Source organism: Serratia sp. AS12 (genome assembly GCF_000214195.1).
Lineage (GTDB): Bacteria > Pseudomonadota > Gammaproteobacteria > Enterobacterales > Enterobacteriaceae > Serratia > Serratia plymuthica.
This window is the reverse complement of record NC_015566.1, coordinates 3,152,154-3,169,119: the sequence shown is the minus strand read 5'-3', so window position 1 is coordinate 3,169,119 and position 16,966 is coordinate 3,152,154. Positions and strand designations below refer to the sequence as shown.

The 16,966-nt window shown below is 54.8% G+C and carries 14 protein-coding genes; all 14 read left to right on the top strand.

Going from position 1 to position 16,966, the window contains the following annotated elements; all coding sequences use genetic code 11:
• Nucleotides 1-98: 98 nt before the first annotated feature.
• The 14 genes from SERAS12_RS14865 (at nucleotide 99) to SERAS12_RS14800 (ending at nucleotide 16,916) form a co-directional block, all read left to right on the top strand.
• Complete coding sequence (locus SERAS12_RS14865) at nucleotides 99-1,004, top strand: transcriptional regulator (RefSeq protein WP_013813425.1); 906 nt, start codon at nucleotides 99-101, stop codon at nucleotides 1,002-1,004.
• 182 nt (nucleotides 1,005-1,186) lie between these two features.
• Nucleotides 1,187-2,143 (top strand): NAD(P)-dependent oxidoreductase, encoded by a 957-nt coding sequence (locus SERAS12_RS14860; RefSeq protein ID WP_013813424.1) that lies wholly within the window; start codon nucleotides 1,187-1,189, stop codon nucleotides 2,141-2,143.
• A 167-nt stretch (nucleotides 2,144-2,310) separates the two neighbouring features.
• The gene (wecA, locus tag SERAS12_RS14855; RefSeq protein ID WP_013813423.1) at nucleotides 2,311-3,360 is read left to right on the top strand and encodes a UDP-N-acetylglucosamine--undecaprenyl-phosphate N-acetylglucosaminephosphotransferase; all 1,050 of its coding nucleotides are present in this window, start codon (nucleotides 2,311-2,313) and stop codon (nucleotides 3,358-3,360) included.
• Between the two features lie 46 nt (nucleotides 3,361-3,406).
• Complete coding sequence (locus tag SERAS12_RS14850; protein WP_013813422.1) at nucleotides 3,407-4,540, top strand: polysaccharide export protein; 1,134 nt, start codon at nucleotides 3,407-3,409, stop codon at nucleotides 4,538-4,540.
• 28 nt (nucleotides 4,541-4,568) lie between these two features.
• Complete coding sequence (locus SERAS12_RS14845) at nucleotides 4,569-6,746, top strand: polysaccharide biosynthesis tyrosine autokinase (RefSeq protein ID WP_013813421.1); 2,178 nt, start codon at nucleotides 4,569-4,571, stop codon at nucleotides 6,744-6,746.
• Nucleotides 6,747-6,752: 6 nt separating this feature from the next.
• A complete protein-coding gene (locus SERAS12_RS14840; protein ID WP_013813420.1) occupies nucleotides 6,753-8,042 on the top strand; it encodes a flippase in 1,290 nt (429 codons plus the stop codon).
• Nucleotides 8,032-8,880, top strand: a complete 849-nt coding sequence (locus SERAS12_RS14835) for an ATP-grasp fold amidoligase family protein (RefSeq protein WP_013813419.1) — start codon at nucleotides 8,032-8,034, stop codon at nucleotides 8,878-8,880. The genes SERAS12_RS14840 and SERAS12_RS14835 overlap by 11 nt, the downstream gene beginning before the upstream one ends.
• A 141-nt stretch (nucleotides 8,881-9,021) precedes the next feature.
• Nucleotides 9,022-9,927, top strand: coding sequence for a glycosyltransferase family 2 protein (locus SERAS12_RS14830; protein ID WP_013813418.1), 906 nt, complete (start codon nucleotides 9,022-9,024; stop codon nucleotides 9,925-9,927).
• A gap of 1 nt (nucleotide 9,928) precedes the next feature.
• Nucleotides 9,929-10,987, top strand: a complete 1,059-nt coding sequence (locus SERAS12_RS14825) for a glycosyltransferase family 4 protein (RefSeq protein WP_013813417.1) — start codon at nucleotides 9,929-9,931, stop codon at nucleotides 10,985-10,987.
• A gap of 1 nt (nucleotide 10,988) precedes the next feature.
• Nucleotides 10,989-11,732: a glycosyltransferase family 2 protein gene (locus SERAS12_RS14820; protein WP_013813416.1), complete on the top strand. Its 744-nt coding sequence runs from the start codon at nucleotides 10,989-10,991 to the stop codon at nucleotides 11,730-11,732.
• The gene (locus SERAS12_RS14815) at nucleotides 11,729-13,615 is read left to right on the top strand and encodes a carbohydrate-binding protein (protein ID WP_013813415.1); all 1,887 of its coding nucleotides are present in this window, start codon (nucleotides 11,729-11,731) and stop codon (nucleotides 13,613-13,615) included. Before SERAS12_RS14820 ends, SERAS12_RS14815 begins: the two co-directional genes overlap by 4 nt.
• A gap of 6 nt (nucleotides 13,616-13,621) precedes the next feature.
• Nucleotides 13,622-14,608: a glycosyltransferase family A protein gene (locus tag SERAS12_RS14810; protein WP_013813414.1), complete on the top strand. Its 987-nt coding sequence runs from the start codon at nucleotides 13,622-13,624 to the stop codon at nucleotides 14,606-14,608.
• Between the two features lie 101 nt (nucleotides 14,609-14,709).
• Nucleotides 14,710-15,612 (top strand): glycosyltransferase, encoded by a 903-nt coding sequence (locus SERAS12_RS14805; RefSeq protein WP_013813413.1) that lies wholly within the window; start codon nucleotides 14,710-14,712, stop codon nucleotides 15,610-15,612.
• Between the two features lie 50 nt (nucleotides 15,613-15,662).
• Complete coding sequence (locus SERAS12_RS14800) at nucleotides 15,663-16,916, top strand: EpsG family protein (protein WP_013813412.1); 1,254 nt, start codon at nucleotides 15,663-15,665, stop codon at nucleotides 16,914-16,916.
• Nucleotides 16,917-16,966: the final 50 nt, after the last annotated feature.

The window sequence follows — 16,966 nt, the reverse complement described above, 5'->3', positions numbered from 1 at the left end:
TAATGAATGCAACCTGTTGAGTTTACATTTAATTTCTTGAACATTTTTTCATATTTCTATACAAAGTGTGCAGGACAGGCACGTTAAGGAAATTAAAAGTGAATCTTGATAAAAGAATAAAGATTAGGAATCTAGATGTTCTGACACCTTCCCGGGAAAAGTTCCGCCTGCGTTGGAAGGAGTATCAGATACTTTCACTTCTGGTCGCCAGATCCCCTGAACTGGTTAGTCGTACGGAAATTATAGAAAATATATGGAAAGGGACTTATTGTTCAGATTCGACGATAAATCAAACAATTAAATCAATTCGTCAGAAAATAGGTGATGTTGAACATACGCTTATCAGAACGATACCGCGCCTGGGTTATAAGGTGGAAAACAAGGCCGCTTTTCACTTTATATCGGAGGAGGATGAATATGGTGCTGATGAAATATGGAGCGTTTCTGGGAATATTAACGAAGATTTTCAAGCGGAATTTTCTGAAAATGGAAATAAAGATGATGAAATTAGCGCCGAGAAAATAGACACGCACGAGGAAGCGATTACGAGTTCCGGGCCACCTGTTGCTGTGGTATCAGTACCGCTGAAAAATACGACAATAAGAAATAAAATGACTGCGTCGGCGGGTTTTTTCTCCGTTCCTGCCGTCAGAGTGGTGAAGTATCTGTCGGTGTTTGTCTCACTGCTGATTATTTCACATTTTTCCTATGTGCTGGGGAACCAAACTCGTCCACCGATCATCAATGATATACAAAACAATACCCGCGTGGTGCTTACGCTGACGCTGAACAACCCCCAATCTAACGGCCCGCAAACGCTGCTTTGCCTTTATCAGGGCGAAAGCCTGGAGCAGGCGACTATCGAGTGCGTCGATCCCAAACAGGGGAAGTTTAAACAGCCGGTGAAATACGAAATTTCAGAGGCCAAGGGTAAAGGTAAGATTAATCTTATTCTGCCGAATAAAACCATTCAATATCAGGTTGCTTACGAAGTTAAAAATTAGTCTACGCCGACATTTCATCTTTCCCCATAATTTTACATTCAGCAAATATTGTTATTTCATTATTTGTTATTTGAAAGCTTGGGCCGATTTGTTCAGTCTGGTTTCCATGATCTAACGCGTATTAAGCGTCTCGCCTCAATTCTGCGGTGGGAATTAATGGAAAACTTGGCTGAGTGACAAATATGGATAAGCGTAAAGTAGCTATCATCGGGGGTTCCGGCTTTATCGGAACGCGTTTGGTTAAGCGCCTGAGTGCGCGTAACGATCTGATTTTGACGATTGTAGACAAGAAACAAAGCGAACATTTTCCGGAACTCTATCAGTTTGGCGATGTAACCCAGCCGCAGACCTTGCTGCAACCACTGGCGGGGTGTGATGCCGTGATTAATCTTGCGGCAGAACATCAGGATAATGTTGACCCGATCTCACTGTATTATCAGGTTAATGTCGAGGGCGCGCGTAATGTTTGCATGACTGCATCTTCGCTGAATATCAGGCAGATTATTTTTACCTCATCCGTAGCGGTCTACGGGTTCGTTACCCAGGAAACCGGCGAAGAAGGGCGTTTTGAACCCTTTAACCATTACGGTAAATCCAAGCTGGAAGCGGAGTATGTCTACGAAGCCTGGCGCAAGGCCGACGGTGACAATAAGTTGACCATTATCCGTCCGACCGTGGTATTCGGCGAAAATAATCGCGGCAACGTTTATAACCTGTTCCGTCAGATCGCCAGCGGCCGTTTCGTAATGATTGGCAGCGGCAATAATATGAAATCCATGGCTTATGTCGAGAATATTGCAGCCAGGCTGGAGCATGCGCTTGACCAGCAGGCCAGTTATCAGGTCAGCAATTATGTTGATAAACCGGATTTCACCATGAACCAACTGGTCGACGTTATTTCGTCTTCATTGGGCAGAGAGAACAAGACTATTCGGATCCCTTATATATTTGGGATCTGCGGCGCTACGGCATTGGATGTGGTGAGTAAAATAAGTCACCGTAAATTCCCTATTAGCCGGGTTAGAGTACAAAAATTCTGCGCCAGAACACAATTTAAAAGCAATGTGCAAAACAATTTCGAGGCACCGGTTGAACTTAATTTGGCAATCGAAAGAACCATTAAGCATGAGTTTTCCTAGAGATATATTTCTCATGCGCTAACGCCTTTTATTTTTCGGATAAATCTGTAGTTAACAGGATGAGCTTATGCTGACTTATATCCTGGCGATGTCAATTTTGTTTTTGTTAATAGCGCATTGGGAGCTGTAACTCAAGGGCGGTAGCGTGCTTATTCGCTGGAGGAATAATGTTATATCAACTTAGCATAATATTTATTTTGGCGCTTACGCTGGTGGTTATTGCACGCCGTGCTGCGCTGGCGGTGGGATTAGTGGATAAACCCAGTGCCCGCAAGCGTCATCAGGGGCATATACCTCTGGTTGGCGGAATAGCCATTTATCTCACCATTATGCTGGTGACGTTTTGGCAACCGGAATGGTTGCCGCACAGCAATATCTATCTGTTATGCGTCACGGCGTTAGTGGTGTTGGGTGTGCTTGATGACCGTTTTGATCTGCCGGTGGCGCCGCGCGTCATTGTGCAGGGAGGGATCGCGCTGGCGATGATGCTGGTGGCAGGGATGCAACTTACTTCCTTCGGCTATCTGTGGGGTCATCAGGAGCTGATGCTGGGTTACATAGCCTTGCTGATCACGCCGCTGGCGGTATGGGGGGCGATTAACGCCTATAACATGGTTGACGGCATCGACGGCCAGCTTGGCGCGCTGTCTTGCGTCACTTTTATCGCACTGGCGATTCTGTTTGGTCTGGCGGGGCAGGAAGAACTGGCGATGTGGTGCCTGAGCCTGATCGCGGCCTTGGCGGCGTATCTGTTGTTTAATCTCAGCATGTTCGGTCCACGCAACAAAATTTTCATGGGCGATGCCGGCAGCATGGTAATTGGTTTCAGCGTGCTGTGGTTGCTGATCGTCGCCACCCAGGGGCAGGACGCTGTCATACGGCCAGTGACCGCGCTGTGGTTGATCGCTATCCCATTGATGGACATGGTGACGGTCATGGTGCGCCGACTGCTGCGCCGTCAGAGCCCGTTCAAGGCCGGTCGCGATCATCTGCATCACATCCTGATGCGGCGTGGTCTCAATGCGCGCCAGGCGCTGGGGATGAGCTGCATGTTGGCGGTGACGCTGGCCTGCGTCGGTATCTGCAGCGAGGTCCTGCAACTGCCGGACTACCAGATGCTGGTGGCCTTTGTACTTTGCTTCTTCGGTTATTTTGTCATGTTGCATGAACCGCGCCAGGCACCGATTTTTACCGATAACCCTACCGCCGATCGTTAATCCTCCCACGGGCCGCAACGGCGGCCCGTTTTTTCACGGTACTGTCATGAACCTTCACTTACCTCATTTGATGCCGCTGGTGTTGTCCACCGCGTTGCTCAGCGGTTGCACGACGTTTCCAGGTTCACACCTGCCTACTCAAGGGAAAGCCAAAGTTATCCAGCAGGATGAAGACTTCGATTTGGATAAGCAGGTCCAGGTGTATCGCGTAACGCCGATGCTGCTGGAAAAAATGCGCCGCGTGGAGCCGGTGGCCCGGCCAAACCCGGCGCTGGACCAGCGCTTGCAGAGTTACCAATACCGTATCGGTGTCGGCGACGTGCTTAACGTCACCGTTTGGGACCATCCGGAACTGACAACGCCTGCCGGCCAATACCGCAGCGCCAGCGATACCGGCAACTGGGTGCATGCCGACGGGGCGATCTTCTACCCGTATATCGGCCGGGTGCAGGTGGCGGGAAAAACCGTCACCGAAGTGCGCAATCAGATCGCCAACCGGCTGGCGCGCTATGTGGAAAGCCCGCAGGTGGACGTCAGCATTGCCGCTTTCCGCTCGCAGAAAGTGTATGTGACCGGCGAAGTGAAAACGTCAGGACAGCAGGCGGTGACCAACGTGCCGCTGACCATTCTCGATGCGATTAACGCCGCCGGCGGCCTGACGGACAACGCCGACTGGCGCAACGTGGTGCTGACTCACCAGGGCAAGGAACAGCCAATCTCTTTGCAGGCGTTGATGCAGCGCGGTGATACCGGCCAGAACCAACTGCTGCAGCCAGGCGACATTCTGTATGTGCCGCGCAATGACGAGTTGAAAGTGTTTGTGATGGGTGAGGTCGGTAAACAGGCGACGCTGAAAATGGACCGCAGCGGCATGACGTTGACGGAGGCGTTGGGCAGTTCAGAGGGCATCAGCCAGACGGTGGCCGATGCCACCGGCGTGTTCGTGATCCGCCCGAACGGCGGCAAACAGCCGCAGCGGTTGGCGTCGTTGTACCAGTTCGACCTGTCTGATGCTGCTGCACTGGCGATGGGCACGGAATTTCAGCTGGAACCTTACGACGTGGTGTACGTCACCGCAGCGCCGATTGCGCGCTGGAACCGCTTGATAAGCCAGCTGGTACCGACGATTTCCAGCTTTAACGACCTCAGTGAGGCCACGTTGCGGGTGCGTAACTGGTAACCCCGCCACGCTGACTTAAGGAACACCGATGATGAAGAATAATGCAATGCCGATTGTGATGGCCGAGCAGGACGAGAAACTGGATTGGGAACGGCTGATTGGCCCGCTGTGGGACAACCGCTGGCGCATTTTGCTGGTGACCGGCGTCGCCGGTGTCCTGGGCTGTGCCTATGCCTTGATGGCGACGCCGATCTATCAGGCGACCGCGCTGGTGCAGGTGGAAAAACAGCTTTCGGGCGATTCGCTGCTGCGCGAAACGCTGGACAACTCGCTCGGGTCGGCTGGGCAGAATTCGGCGACGCAAGATGAAGTTTCGCTGGCGAAATCACGTTACGTGATTGGCAAAACCGTGGACGATCTCGGTTTGACGGTACGCATCAGCCCGGATTACTTTCCGCTGTTCGGCAAGGGACTGGCCCGCCTGAGCGGCGAACCGCCACCGGTCTTGCTCATCTCAGGGATGACGGTACCGGCTGCGATGCAGGGCCAGGAACTGACCCTGACCGTGCAGGATAAGCAACGTTATAGCCTGAGCCATGAAGGGAAGAACTTGTTCAGCGGCACCGTCGGACAACCGCTGAAGCAAGGCGCCTGGGCGATGAACGTCACTGCGCTGGAGGCATTGCCGGGCACCGAGTTTAGCGTGGTCAACGTGCCGCGCCAGCAGGCGGTGGATGATCTTCGCAACCTGCTTGACGTTGCTCCTGGCGGCAAGGAAAGCGGCATTATGACGTTCAACCTGGCCGGCGAGGATCCGCAGCGCGCCGAAGCGGTGCTCAAGAGCATCACCGATAACTATCTGCAACAGAATGTGGATCGTAAAACCGAGGAAGCGCAGCGCATGCTGGCCTTCCTGCACGAACAGCTGCCGCGCACTCAGACGTCGCTCAACAATGCCGAGAATCAGCTCAACCAGTTTCGCCAGCAGAACGACTCGGTGGACCTGACGCTGGAAGCCAAATCGGTGCTGGATACTCAGGTTCAATTGGAGGCCCAGTTGAATGAGCTGACCTTCAAAGAAGCGGAAATCTCAAAACTTTATACCCGCGAGCATCCGGCCTATCGTGCACTGCTGGAAAAGCGCGCCACGCTGGAGGCGGAAAAGGCGCGGCTCGGCAAACAGGTACAGACGCTGCCGAAAACGCAGCAGGAAATTCTGCGTTTGACCCGCGATGTGCAGGTGGATCAGCAGGTATACATGCAACTGATGAACAAGCAGCAGGAATTGAGCATCAGCAAAGCGGGCACCGTGGGCAATATCCGCATTATCGATGAGGCGGAAAGCGGTCTGCGGCCGCTAAAACCGCAAAAAGCGATGATCGTGTTCTTCGCGCTGTTGATGGGGGGCGTGCTGTCGGCGTCGGTTGTGGTATTGCGCGCGGCGCTCCAACGCGGCGTCAGTGACACCGAGGCGTTGGAAAAGCGCGGTATCAATGTGTATGCCACGGTTCCGCTGTCGCCGTGGCAGCAAAAACGTAACCGCACTCAACAGCAGCTACTGCTCAAAAACAGCGGTGACAAGCTGCCGATCCTGGCCAAGGAAGAGCCGGGGGATTTGTCCGTCGAAGCCATCCGCAGCCTGCGTACCAGTTTGCATTTCGCCATGATGGAGGCCAAAAACAACATCCTGATGGTCTCCGGCGCCAGCCCCGCCAGCGGGAAAAGTTTTACCAGCACCAATCTGGCGGTGGTAATCGCCGAGGCAGGCCAACGAGTACTGTTGATCGACGCAGACATGCGCAAAGGATTCCTGCACCGTTGGTTCAACAACAGCGCCAAGGGCGGTTTGTCGGACATGCTGTCCGGGTTGATTGCGCCAGATCAGTCGGTGAAGAAAACCGCTATCGCCAATCTGGATTTTGTGCCGCGGGGCCAGGTGCCGCCGAACCCGTCCGAACTGCTGATGCATCAGCGTTTTGCCGACTTCCTGCAGTGGGCGAGGCAGAACTATGATTTGGTGCTGATCGACACGCCGCCGGTGCTGGCGGTGACCGACGCCGCCATCGTGGGTCACCATGTCGGCACCGCGCTGATGGTGGTGCGTTTTGAGATCGACACCGTCCGGCAGATCGAAACCAGCATTCGTCGTTTCGAGCAGAACGGCGTGGCGATTAAAGGGGTGATCCTGAACGGCATGGTGAAAAAAACCGCCACCGATGCCGGCTACTACGCTTTTGCTTACCCCAGCCATCAGGAAAAGGTGTAGTCGCGCATGAAAGCGATGCTGATGAACTCCCTGTGGCTGATGTTGGAACGGATATCGCTGAGCCTTTCGGGGATTTTCGTTTCGGTGTACGTAGCGCGTTATCTGGGGCCGGCGCAATACGGGCTGATTAACTATCTGCTGTCAGTGATCGCCATTGCCGTGCCGCTGGTACAACTGGGGGCGGATGCGGTGTTGTTTAACCGGGTCGCCAAGCGGCGGCGCAGCGGTATTCGGCTGATGATGGCTTCGATGCGTTTGCGGCGCCAGCTTTTTGCGCTGATCGCCGTGCCGCTGATGGCCTGGGCTGTGCTGACGCAGGATCGTACCAGCCAGATCATGATGTTGTTGATGCTTGCCAGTGCGTATTTCTCTATTCAGGACGTCTACAAGATTTATTACGACGCGCTGTTGAAATCGAAGCTGAACACGCTGATCAACAACCTGGCTCTGTTGCTGTCAATCATTCTGCGGCTGGCACTGGTGCATGCCAAATTGCCGTTGGAATGGTTTGCCGTGCCGTATGTTGTGAGCAGCCTGATCCCGTACGCCGCGCGTTGGGTACTGTTTCGCCGCGAGCAGGGTGGTATGCGGGCGATCAGCGGGCGTCACAAGCGGCGCTATGGTCGTTATCTGTTAAAGGTAGGTTTGCCGCTGGCGGTCTCCGGGCTGTCGATCGTCGTCTACACGCGTATCGATCAGATCATGATCGGCAACGTTCTGGGCGAGCACAGCGTCGGCTTGTACAGCGCGGCGATTACCCTGAGCCAGGGGTGGATATTCGTCCCTATTGCCTTGATTACCTCAATGATGCCGGGCGTGGCGAATGCCCGCACATTGGCCGAACAGGAAGGACGTATCCGGTTGCTGTATCTGGTGGTGCTGTCGCTCTCCATGCCGGTGATCTTGCTGTTATCGTTGTTCCCAGGCCCGATCGTGGCGCTGATGTTTGGCGACAGCTACAGCGGAACGGCCACCATTTTGGCGCTGTGTTCGGTGACGTCGCTGTTCTCGGTGATGGGCACCGTGTCCTATCGGGCGATAGTGCTGTTTGGAGGGTATCGCTTCATAGCGATAAAAATGCCGCTGGCCGCGTTGGCCAACGTGCTGATGAATCTGGTGTTGATACCGCGTTACGGCATTGTAGGTGCGGCGGTTTCAACCCTGATAACGGAGTTCATCTCATTTTTTGTACTTAATGGCTTCTTCAGAAGAGGGCAAATTACGAGATTGCAGTTGACCTGCTACCGTTGTTTACCTCAGTTAATAGGGAAGGTGCGAGAAATCTATGCTAAATAATCTGGTGAAGGGTTTTTACCGTAATATACCCGACGCGTTATATCATCAGTTGAAATACGCTCTGTTTTTTCGGAAAATACCGCATTTGGCTCAGCCGAAAAGATATAGCGAAAAATTAATGCGCAGGAAGATCTACCCTTTGGCGATATATACGCAACTGTCCGACAAGTATCGGGTGCGTGACTATATTGAAAAGCTGTGGGGGAAAGAGTACCTGATCGATCTTTATGCGCACGGCAATCAATTAACCGAGGAAATGTATCAGGCATTACCTGACGCCTTCGTGATCAAGGCAAACCACGGCAGCGGTTATAACAAATTGGTGTTCGATAAAAGCCAAACCAGCTTCAATGAGTTACGGGTGTTAACCAACAGCTGGCTGCGGCAGAGTTTTTATCAGGTTTACCGCGAACGCCATTATAAGGATATCCCGCCATGCATCATGGTCGAGAGAATGCTGCTGGAAGAGGGAAAAACGCCGAATGATATCAAGATCCACTGCTTTAATCAGGGGGGAGATATTCGGTTTTTCATCCAGATAGATTACCAGCGTTTTATCGACCATCGGCGAGATTTTTTTGACGCCGACTGGAACCGCACCGAGATCCGCATGGGCGTGCCAAACAGTGACGTGCCCATGGATAAACCCTGCAGGCTGGGGAAAATGCTACTCCTGGCACGGCAGGTGGCGGAGCAGTTTTCTTATGTGCGCGTGGATTTTTATCAGGTGCAAGAGCGTATCTATTTTGGCGAACTGACGTTTACCCCGGGAGCCGGGTTGCAAAGGCTGATGCCAGAAACCATTGAACAGGAGTGGGGCAGTTATTTTCAGGATTAATTAAATGACCGGTAGGCTGCGCGTATTTTAATCGCTGCAGGATGGGGGGGGATAACCGGGCAAGGATATGCTGGGATAACAAACTATTCCGCTGGCATTACCGCTGTTTTGCCAGATGATAATATATTGTTGAGGTAGTAAATGGACTTATCAATTGTCATGCCCGCTTTTAATAATTCAGCCAGTCTGGCCGCAACATTAGTCCGTATGACCAACGCCTGTTTCGGGTTCGATTATGAAATTATTGTGGTTGATGATGCATCAGACCCAGAAGAGTTGAAAAAAATGCGCAGTTTATTGGCTGCTAATCGTCGGGCACGCCTGCATGAAAATAAAGTGCGCAGTAACACGGCAGCATCCTGTAATACCGGCTTCAGACTGGCGCGTGCCGAGGTGGTTTTCTTTCTGGAACCGGAGGATTTCTTCAGCACCAATTATATTATTCGCCGACTGAAACACCACCATGACACCCGACTGGACATTGTTTTTGGCAATTACAGTACAGTGAATGACAAGAATATCCGCAGCTATAGATTTGATTACAAAGAGGGGGCGACGGGGGCGGATTTTTTATTTCTCGATATGGGCGATATTCGCACTTCCGCCATCAGCCTGCGTAAAAAAGATGACCGGCGTTTTTTGTTTCCCGAGTTCCTTTACAAATACCAGGACTGGGGGTTTTTGGTCAATGCCACCAATCTGGGCGCCAAGGTGGCCTTCGACGAGGGGCTCGGAGTGTTCATCCGTTGCGGCGATGCCGCGACGGATCGCAGCCGGATGAACATCGATGCCAGTGAACAGTTTATTGACGCTTACCTGAACGCCAGCGGTCGCTATATCAGCGGGTTTGCCAGCAAGCATCTGTTGGCTTCGCTGTACAGCGAGAATCTGCAGGCATTCAACTATTACTCATCGCGCGCGGAGCACCACGCTCTGAGCAGCAAGTTCAAGGCGATCAAACTGTATGGCGACTGCCTGGCCAGACTGGGTCTGTTTCCGTTAGGGGGGCGCCTGTTGCGTACAGCCCGTGAGGGGTTTCGGAGATGACATGCAGCAACGGAAAGTAGCGATCGTGATTGAGAACATCGCCGAAAAAGGCGGTACCGAGCGGGTGGCCAGCAGCCTGGCCAATGCGCTGTCCGCGCGTTTGGGCCATCAGGTGGATCTGGTGTCGATCAGCGGCGATCGGGCGTTTTACCCGCTCGAACCCGAAGTGAAGTTGCGCTTCATGTCCGGCAGGTCACCGCTGTGGCCCTGGCGGCTGGCGCGGTTTCTGCGACGTGGCCGCTATGACGTGATAGTCACCGTATCTATGGGCAAGCTCTCGTCGATCATGGTGCCGTATCTGCGGTTGTTGTGCCCGCACAGTCGTCTGCTGCTGAGCGAACACGTCAGTTTCCATCAGTATGCCTGGCCGATGAAGTGGCTGAAGGTGTTGGTCTACCGGCTGGGCGACCGCACCGTGCTGCTGACCAAGAAAGATCTGGCCACCATCAGCCGCTGGGTGCCTGAGCATAAATGCCGGGTGATTGAGAACGTCTCACCGTTCCCGATACGACCGCCGCAACAGGCGCCCCAGCCGGTGGCGTTGGCGGTGGGGCGACTGTGTTACCAGAAAGGCTTTGACCGCTTGATTGCGGCCTGGCAGCGGGCGGCGCCACAAACGGCGGGCTGGCAGTTGCATATCGTCGGCGACGGCCCGGATCGCGCCGCATTGCAGCAGCAAATCGATGCAGCAGGCCTTGGCGAACAGGTGAAGTTGTTGCCGGCGACCCCGGATATCGCCAGTCACTACCGGCAGGCCGGAATGCTGTTGATGACGTCCCGTTATGAAGGGTTGCCTATGGTGCTGATTGAAGCGATGAGCTTTGGCCTGCCGCTGGTGGCGTTTGACTGCCAGACCGGCCCTGCCGAGCTGATTGACGATGGCGGCAACGGTTATCTGGTGCCGGAAGGCGATATCGGTGCCTTTAGCCAACGCACCCTGGCGCTGATCGCTGACGGCGAGCTGCGTAAGCGCTTCTCCCTGCATTCGCTGGAGCGGGCGCAACAGTACATTCCTGAACGTATATATCCCCAATGGCAACAGCTTATCGCTGGAGGTTAAGATGGAAAAGGTGTCAGTAATCATGCCGGCGTACAACGCCGCCGGTTTTATCAAAGAATCGATCCTGGGTGTGCTGAACCAGACTTATCAGGATTACCATTTGTATGTGATCGACGATGCTTCGACGGACAACACCGCAGACGTGGTTAAACCCTTCATTCACGATCGTCTGACCTACATTCGCAACAACACCAACCAGGGTGTGGCCGAAACCCGCAATATCGCCATTGAGGCGGCGCGCGGTGACTACATCGCTTTCTGCGACAGCGACGACGTCTGGCGCGAAAACAAACTGGCGCGCCAGGTCAGCGTCCTGAAGACAAACCGTTACGACGTGGTGTGTTCGCATTATTACACCTTCGAAAATGATCCGGCGCTGGTGAAAAACTACCGTGGCGCAGGCGAGATTATCGCCTACAAGGACATGCTGAAAAGCAACTGGATCGGCAACCTGACCGGCATGTACAACCAGCGCCGGGTGGGCAAGGTCTACCAGAGCAAGGTAGGGCATGAGGATTATGTGATGTGGTTGTCGGTGCTGGAAAAGGCGCGCAACCGTCTGGCGTACTGCATTCCTGAACCGCTGGCTTTTTACCGTCTTTCCGCCCAGTCGCTGTCGGGCAACAAAATCAAGGCGGCGGATTGGCAGTGGCAAATCTATCGTCGCCATTTGGGGCTGTCCTACCAGAAGTCCTGCTACCTGTTCTTCTCCTACTTGTACAGCGCAGTGATGAAACGACAATGAATATCAGCAAGCTCTCTTTCGCCTGCCTGTTGGCGGGCGTCGGGCTGGCCGTGCAGGCCCATGCCGCGCCTTGCGGCGACAACCTGTTGGCTAACCCCGGCTTTGAGCAAGGTGGTGCGGGCTGGTCGCTGGCTTCCGCAGAGGTGGTGTCCGGCGGCCATACCGGCCAGGCCAGCCTGTTTTATCAAAACCACAATCCGGCCAACTATCACAACATGTTGCAGACGCTATCGGTCAAAGCGGGCCAACAGCTGGCTTTCGGCGCCTGGGTGCGTGGCGAGAACCTGAAGGGCAAGGGCGACAACCAGGGCGCGACGGTGTTTGTCGAAAGCTACGACGATCAGGGGCGCTTTCTGGCGGGTAGCTACCCGCAGGGCGTGCTGGGCACCAGCGGCTGGCAACCGGTCACCGGCGATTTCAGGGTACCGGCGCGGGCGGTAAAGGTGGTGCTGGGGGTTTATCTGCGCCGCGGTACGACCGGCAGCGCCTGGTTTGACGACGTTTACGCCTGTCGGCAGCCGGTTGCGCCGGCGCTGTACCAGATGCGCGCAGGCAACGGCGCGGCATCGAGCCTGATCGAGGTAGTGGATCCGCAGCAGGTGCAAGTAGACAGCACGCTGGTCGACGCAAAAAGTGCCGCCGTGAAAAGCGACAGCCGCCGTTACCGTATAGAAGGGAAACAGCAGGTAGAGTTCACGCTGCCGGCCGGGCTGGCCGCCGGGGAATACCGCCTGCAGCAGCAGGTGACGGACGTGGCGACTCAGCGCAGCCAGCGCAGCGAGATGCCGATCAGCGTCGGCCGCCCGCAACCGAGAGTGGTGCTGGATGCGCAGGGCTATACCCTGAAACAGGGGAAGCGTTTCTTCCCGCTCGGCATTTACATGTACGGTGAGATGGCGACGGATGAGCATCTGGCGCGCATCCGCGATGCCGGTTTCAACACGCTGCTGAATTACAACTATGGCACCGTAGGCGATCCGAGCCGTTATTTCCGCAAAACGCAGCAGTATGGCTTGCAGGTGATTTTTTCGCTGAAAGACCTGTATCCCGGTACCCGGTTCGCGCCGCAAACCAAACTGAGTTACCCGCAACTGACGGCGAATTACGTCGAAAAGTTCAAACATGAACCGAACCTGCTGGCTTGGTACATCAACGATGAGCTGGGGCCGGAGTATGTGCCGCAGATTGAAGAAAAACACCTGCAGGTGAAACGGCTGGATCCGGATCACCTGACGTTCCAGGTGCTGGACAAGACCGGCACGCTCAACGCCTATTTCAACAGTTCGGACGTGCTGGCCAGCGATCCTTACCCGGTCGGTAGAGACGCCGATCTGACGCGCACCCTGGAATACACGCGTATCACCAGTCAGGTGGCGCGTCAGGTCAAGGGAGCCTGGTTGGTGATGCAGATCATGGATCACGCCGCTTATGCGCCAAAACGTAAACCGCGCCAGCCCACCGAGGCGGAGATGCGTAATCAGGCCTGGCTGGGCTTGATTGGCGGCGCGAAGGGCATCTTGTTTTATTCCTATACCGACTTGTTCTACAAGCGCCAACGCGGCGGTTTCAGCCAGCGGGAATTCGATGCTGTCTGGCGAGGCGTCGCCAGCGTAGCGCAGCAGATTGTCAGCTTTAACCCCTACCTGCTGTCTGGCGAAAGCCTCTTGCTGCAGGGCAACAATACCGCCATCCCGGCGCGGCTGTTTATCAACGGCGAGCGCGGCCTGGTGTTGATCGCCAACCCTTATTATCGGCCGATGTCGGCGCGTTTCGATCTGCCTGCGGGCTGGCGAGCGCAAGGGAAGACGCAGATCGACGCGCAGTTGTCATCGATGGGCAGCAGCGCGGTAGAGGTGCAACGTCAAACAGAAAAGAAAGGATAACCGATCATGAAAACCACCCTGAGCCTGATTATTCCGGTCTATAAGGTCGAGGCTTACATTGAGGCGTGCCTTTGCTCGGTACTGCAACAACTGCCTGATTGGGCGGAGGTGATCATTGTGGATGACGGCAGCCCGGACGATTCCATCGGCATTGCCGAAGAGGTGTTGTGCCGTTACCCGCAACTGAAACCGCAGGTCAGCATCCTGCGGCAGCATAACCAGGGGCTGAGCGAGGCGCGCAACAGCGGCATTGCGCATGCAGAGGGGCGGCATATCGGTTTCCTGGATTCCGACGATGTGCTGCTGGAAGGGTATTTCAGCATTCTGGGCCGGCTGTTGGCGGATAACCCGCTGGCGGACATCGTGGCTTTCAATGCCCAGCGATTTTCCGTGATGAACAACGGCCAAATCCAGCCTGACTGCACCCTGGCCATTGTGCCCGGCAATGCTGCCCCGCAGGATCGCGACACGCATATGGCGCTGCTGGCGGACAGCTTCAATCGCAGCATGTGGTTTGCCTGGGCGCGTATTTACCGCAAAACGTTATTCGACGAGATGCGTTTTCCTCAGGGACGCAATTTTGAGGATATTCAGCTAATCCCGCAGCTGTACCTGAAGGCGGAACGCATCGTGATGTGCGATACGCCGCTGGTGGGATACCGCACCAACCCGAACGGCATTACGCGTGCGCCAAAGCGGCGCGATCTGGATGACCTGGATTTTGCCATCGCCGGTGCCGACAGCGGACGGCTCCAGGGAACGGGGAATGGGCTGTATTCGATCCTTTATGTCACCACGCTGAAGGCACGTCTGCTGGTGGGGCTGGATTTTTTCGGGCTGCGCGACGCGTTGCGGGAAACCGGCGAACTGAAACGCCGCTATTCCGGTTTACGCGCAGAGGAGCGCAAACTGCTGAGCCGCAAGAACCGGCTGTTCTATCGCAGTCCATTGGCTTATTACCTGATGGCCCGGCTTTATAGCCTGCGCGGATAGCGGCGCTGTATTTACCCATTCCCGGATCGAATAGGGCGCCGCATGCTGCGCCCATGTTAAACGGGGTGAATGTATTCGCCCCCTACAGGCAGAATAAGACAATGGACATCAAAGTCAGCGTTATCATACCCACCTATGGCCGCAGCGAGCTGCTGACGCGCGCCATTGACAGCGTGCTGGCGCAAACCCACCGCACGTTGGAAATCATCGTGGTGGACGACAATCCGCCAGGCGATGCGCACCGCCTGGCGACCCGCGAATGCCTGGCAGGCTATATTGATAAGGGGCAGATTATCTATTATCCGCGTCGGCACAACGGCGGCGGGGCGCTGGCGCGCAACAGCGGGATCCTGCGTTCAAGCGGGGAGTACATCACTTTTCTGGATGACGACGATTACTACCACCCGCAGAAGATTGCCCACCAACTGGCGTTCATGCGCCAGAGCGATTATGACGTCAGCCTGTGCGATATGGATATTCTGAAGAACGGCCAGATTAACGCAGACCATTATTACCGCGCCCGTTGCGACGGCCTGGAGGACTTTATGTTGGCCGGCGTAGCCTATACGCCGATGATCATGATGCAGCGCAGCACGGCGATTGCGGTGCGCGGCTTTTTCAACACCCCGCGCTACCAGGACCATATTTTCCTGTATCGGCTGCTGGCGGCCGGGGCGCGCATCGGCACGCTGCATGAACGCCTGGCGGTACATAACGATCATGACGGCGAACGCATTACCTCCAGCCCGAAAGGCATTATCGGGTATCGCAACAAAATGCAGTTCGAAAGGCGGCTGATGCCGCAGATATCGCCCCGGGCGCGCAAGGTTATGCGCCTGCGCCATACCTGTATTGATTCACGCATCATTACCGACGGCAAGAGCCGGCTGGCGGGCGTAGTGTACGGTCTTAAGGGCATTGTCTACGTGAACAGCGGCCTGATGGCCGGGGTTTACATGAAAAATATCATCCGCAACGTGTTTTTCCGCGGCGTCCCCTTCTGAAGGGCCATGTGTGATGTGCGGTGAACGGCGAACCCATCCAGAGGAAGATTATGCGCTTTGAACGTTCTACGGTGATCGGCAGCGTGCTGTTGTTGACGGTACCGCTATTTGCTTTGATACAGAGTATCGCCACGCTGCGCCCAGGAAAGAAAAACTCGATGGCCTATCTGCTGATAGCGCTTTGCTTTTTTTTCTTTTTCATCAAGATCCCGCCGTTGGCGGATCTCTATCGCCACTTTGCCAATTACGCGGCCATCACCTCGGCCACTACGCTGGGTGACGTGATCCAGGGCAAGGTGGACATCGTTCTTTATGCCAACTTTTACATTTTTAAAACGCTGGGCATTCCCTTTTTCGTCATTCCGGGGCTTTACACCGCGCTGTCGGTCTACTGTTATCTCACCGCGCTGAATATTGTCATGTTGCACTCCGGCAAGACGTTTTCCTCGCGGCAGTTTGTCCTGCTGCATCTGGCGGTGTTGTTTCTGATCAACCCGTTTATCATCGCCATGGGGCTGCGCTTTGGTTTCTCTATGGCCGTGATGACACTTGCCATGACGCTGTTTTGCCATAAGAAAAATCAAACGCTTGCCATCTGCTTGATGCTGTTCGCCATGTTGACACACTTTTCCAGCATGCTGCTGGTCGGCGTTTTCCTGTGCAGCAGGCTGATGCGCCTGAACCGCCCGCTGACGGTGCTGTTCAGCGCCATTGCGCTGGTGACCGCCAAGTTCGCACTGCCGTTTATCCTGTCGCATATTACGATTTCCGGCATCAATAGCTACTCGGACGTCTATACCTCGGGTATGTATGCCAGCGACTATCTGACCAGCGGTAACGCCAACGGGATGATTAACTTCCTGATTATCCTGTTCCCGGCGCTGTTCCTCGGCGGGTATATGTTGGGCAATCCGATGCGCAACCAGACCGGGGATATCAAAAACGCTGCGGCGTGGCTGGTGGTGTTTGTCTTCCTGTGTTCCAGCTCATTGCAGGCGGCGAGCCGCTATGCGAGCGTGGCGTCGGTGTTCCTGTTGTTTTACTACGTCGCCCATCAGGGGTCTTTCCTGCGCGGCCGGTTTAATTATTTCTTCTTGTGTTTCATGCTGATGGCCACCGGCTACAACCTCATAGAGAATATTTATGTCCCGCGCCGCCCCATCCTGCTGGGGGAAATGTGGCAGTCGTTCTACAAAACGCCATTGCTGAACCTGTTCTACGGTGAAGAAGAGTACGAGCAGTATCTGCGCTTTATCAACCGCGACAGCGGCGAGTGGATAGGGCACGAAATGGATCTCGGTTAATACTGCCGGATGCGGGGGCTGCCCCGCATCCTACCCCCAAATACTCCAGC

Coding starts and splice junctions, on each gene's coding strand:
- SERAS12_RS14800 (WP_013813412.1), top strand. CDS start 15,663: ATGCGCTTTGAACGTTCTACGGTGATCGGCAGCGTGCTGTTGTTGACG.
- SERAS12_RS14840 (WP_013813420.1), top strand. CDS start 6,753: ATGAAAGCGATGCTGATGAACTCCCTGTGGCTGATGTTGGAACGGATA.
- SERAS12_RS14860 (WP_013813424.1), top strand. CDS start 1,187: ATGGATAAGCGTAAAGTAGCTATCATCGGGGGTTCCGGCTTTATCGGA.
- wecA (WP_013813423.1), top strand. CDS start 2,311: ATGTTATATCAACTTAGCATAATATTTATTTTGGCGCTTACGCTGGTG.
- SERAS12_RS14835 (WP_013813419.1), top strand. CDS start 8,032: ATGCTAAATAATCTGGTGAAGGGTTTTTACCGTAATATACCCGACGCG.
- SERAS12_RS14820 (WP_013813416.1), top strand. CDS start 10,989: ATGGAAAAGGTGTCAGTAATCATGCCGGCGTACAACGCCGCCGGTTTT.
- SERAS12_RS14830 (WP_013813418.1), top strand. CDS start 9,022: ATGGACTTATCAATTGTCATGCCCGCTTTTAATAATTCAGCCAGTCTG.
- SERAS12_RS14825 (WP_013813417.1), top strand. CDS start 9,929: ATGCAGCAACGGAAAGTAGCGATCGTGATTGAGAACATCGCCGAAAAA.
- SERAS12_RS14845 (WP_013813421.1), top strand. CDS start 4,569: ATGATGAAGAATAATGCAATGCCGATTGTGATGGCCGAGCAGGACGAG.
- SERAS12_RS14810 (WP_013813414.1), top strand. CDS start 13,622: ATGAAAACCACCCTGAGCCTGATTATTCCGGTCTATAAGGTCGAGGCT.
- SERAS12_RS14805 (WP_013813413.1), top strand. CDS start 14,710: ATGGACATCAAAGTCAGCGTTATCATACCCACCTATGGCCGCAGCGAG.
- SERAS12_RS14850 (WP_013813422.1), top strand. CDS start 3,407: ATGAACCTTCACTTACCTCATTTGATGCCGCTGGTGTTGTCCACCGCG.
- SERAS12_RS14815 (WP_013813415.1), top strand. CDS start 11,729: ATGAATATCAGCAAGCTCTCTTTCGCCTGCCTGTTGGCGGGCGTCGGG.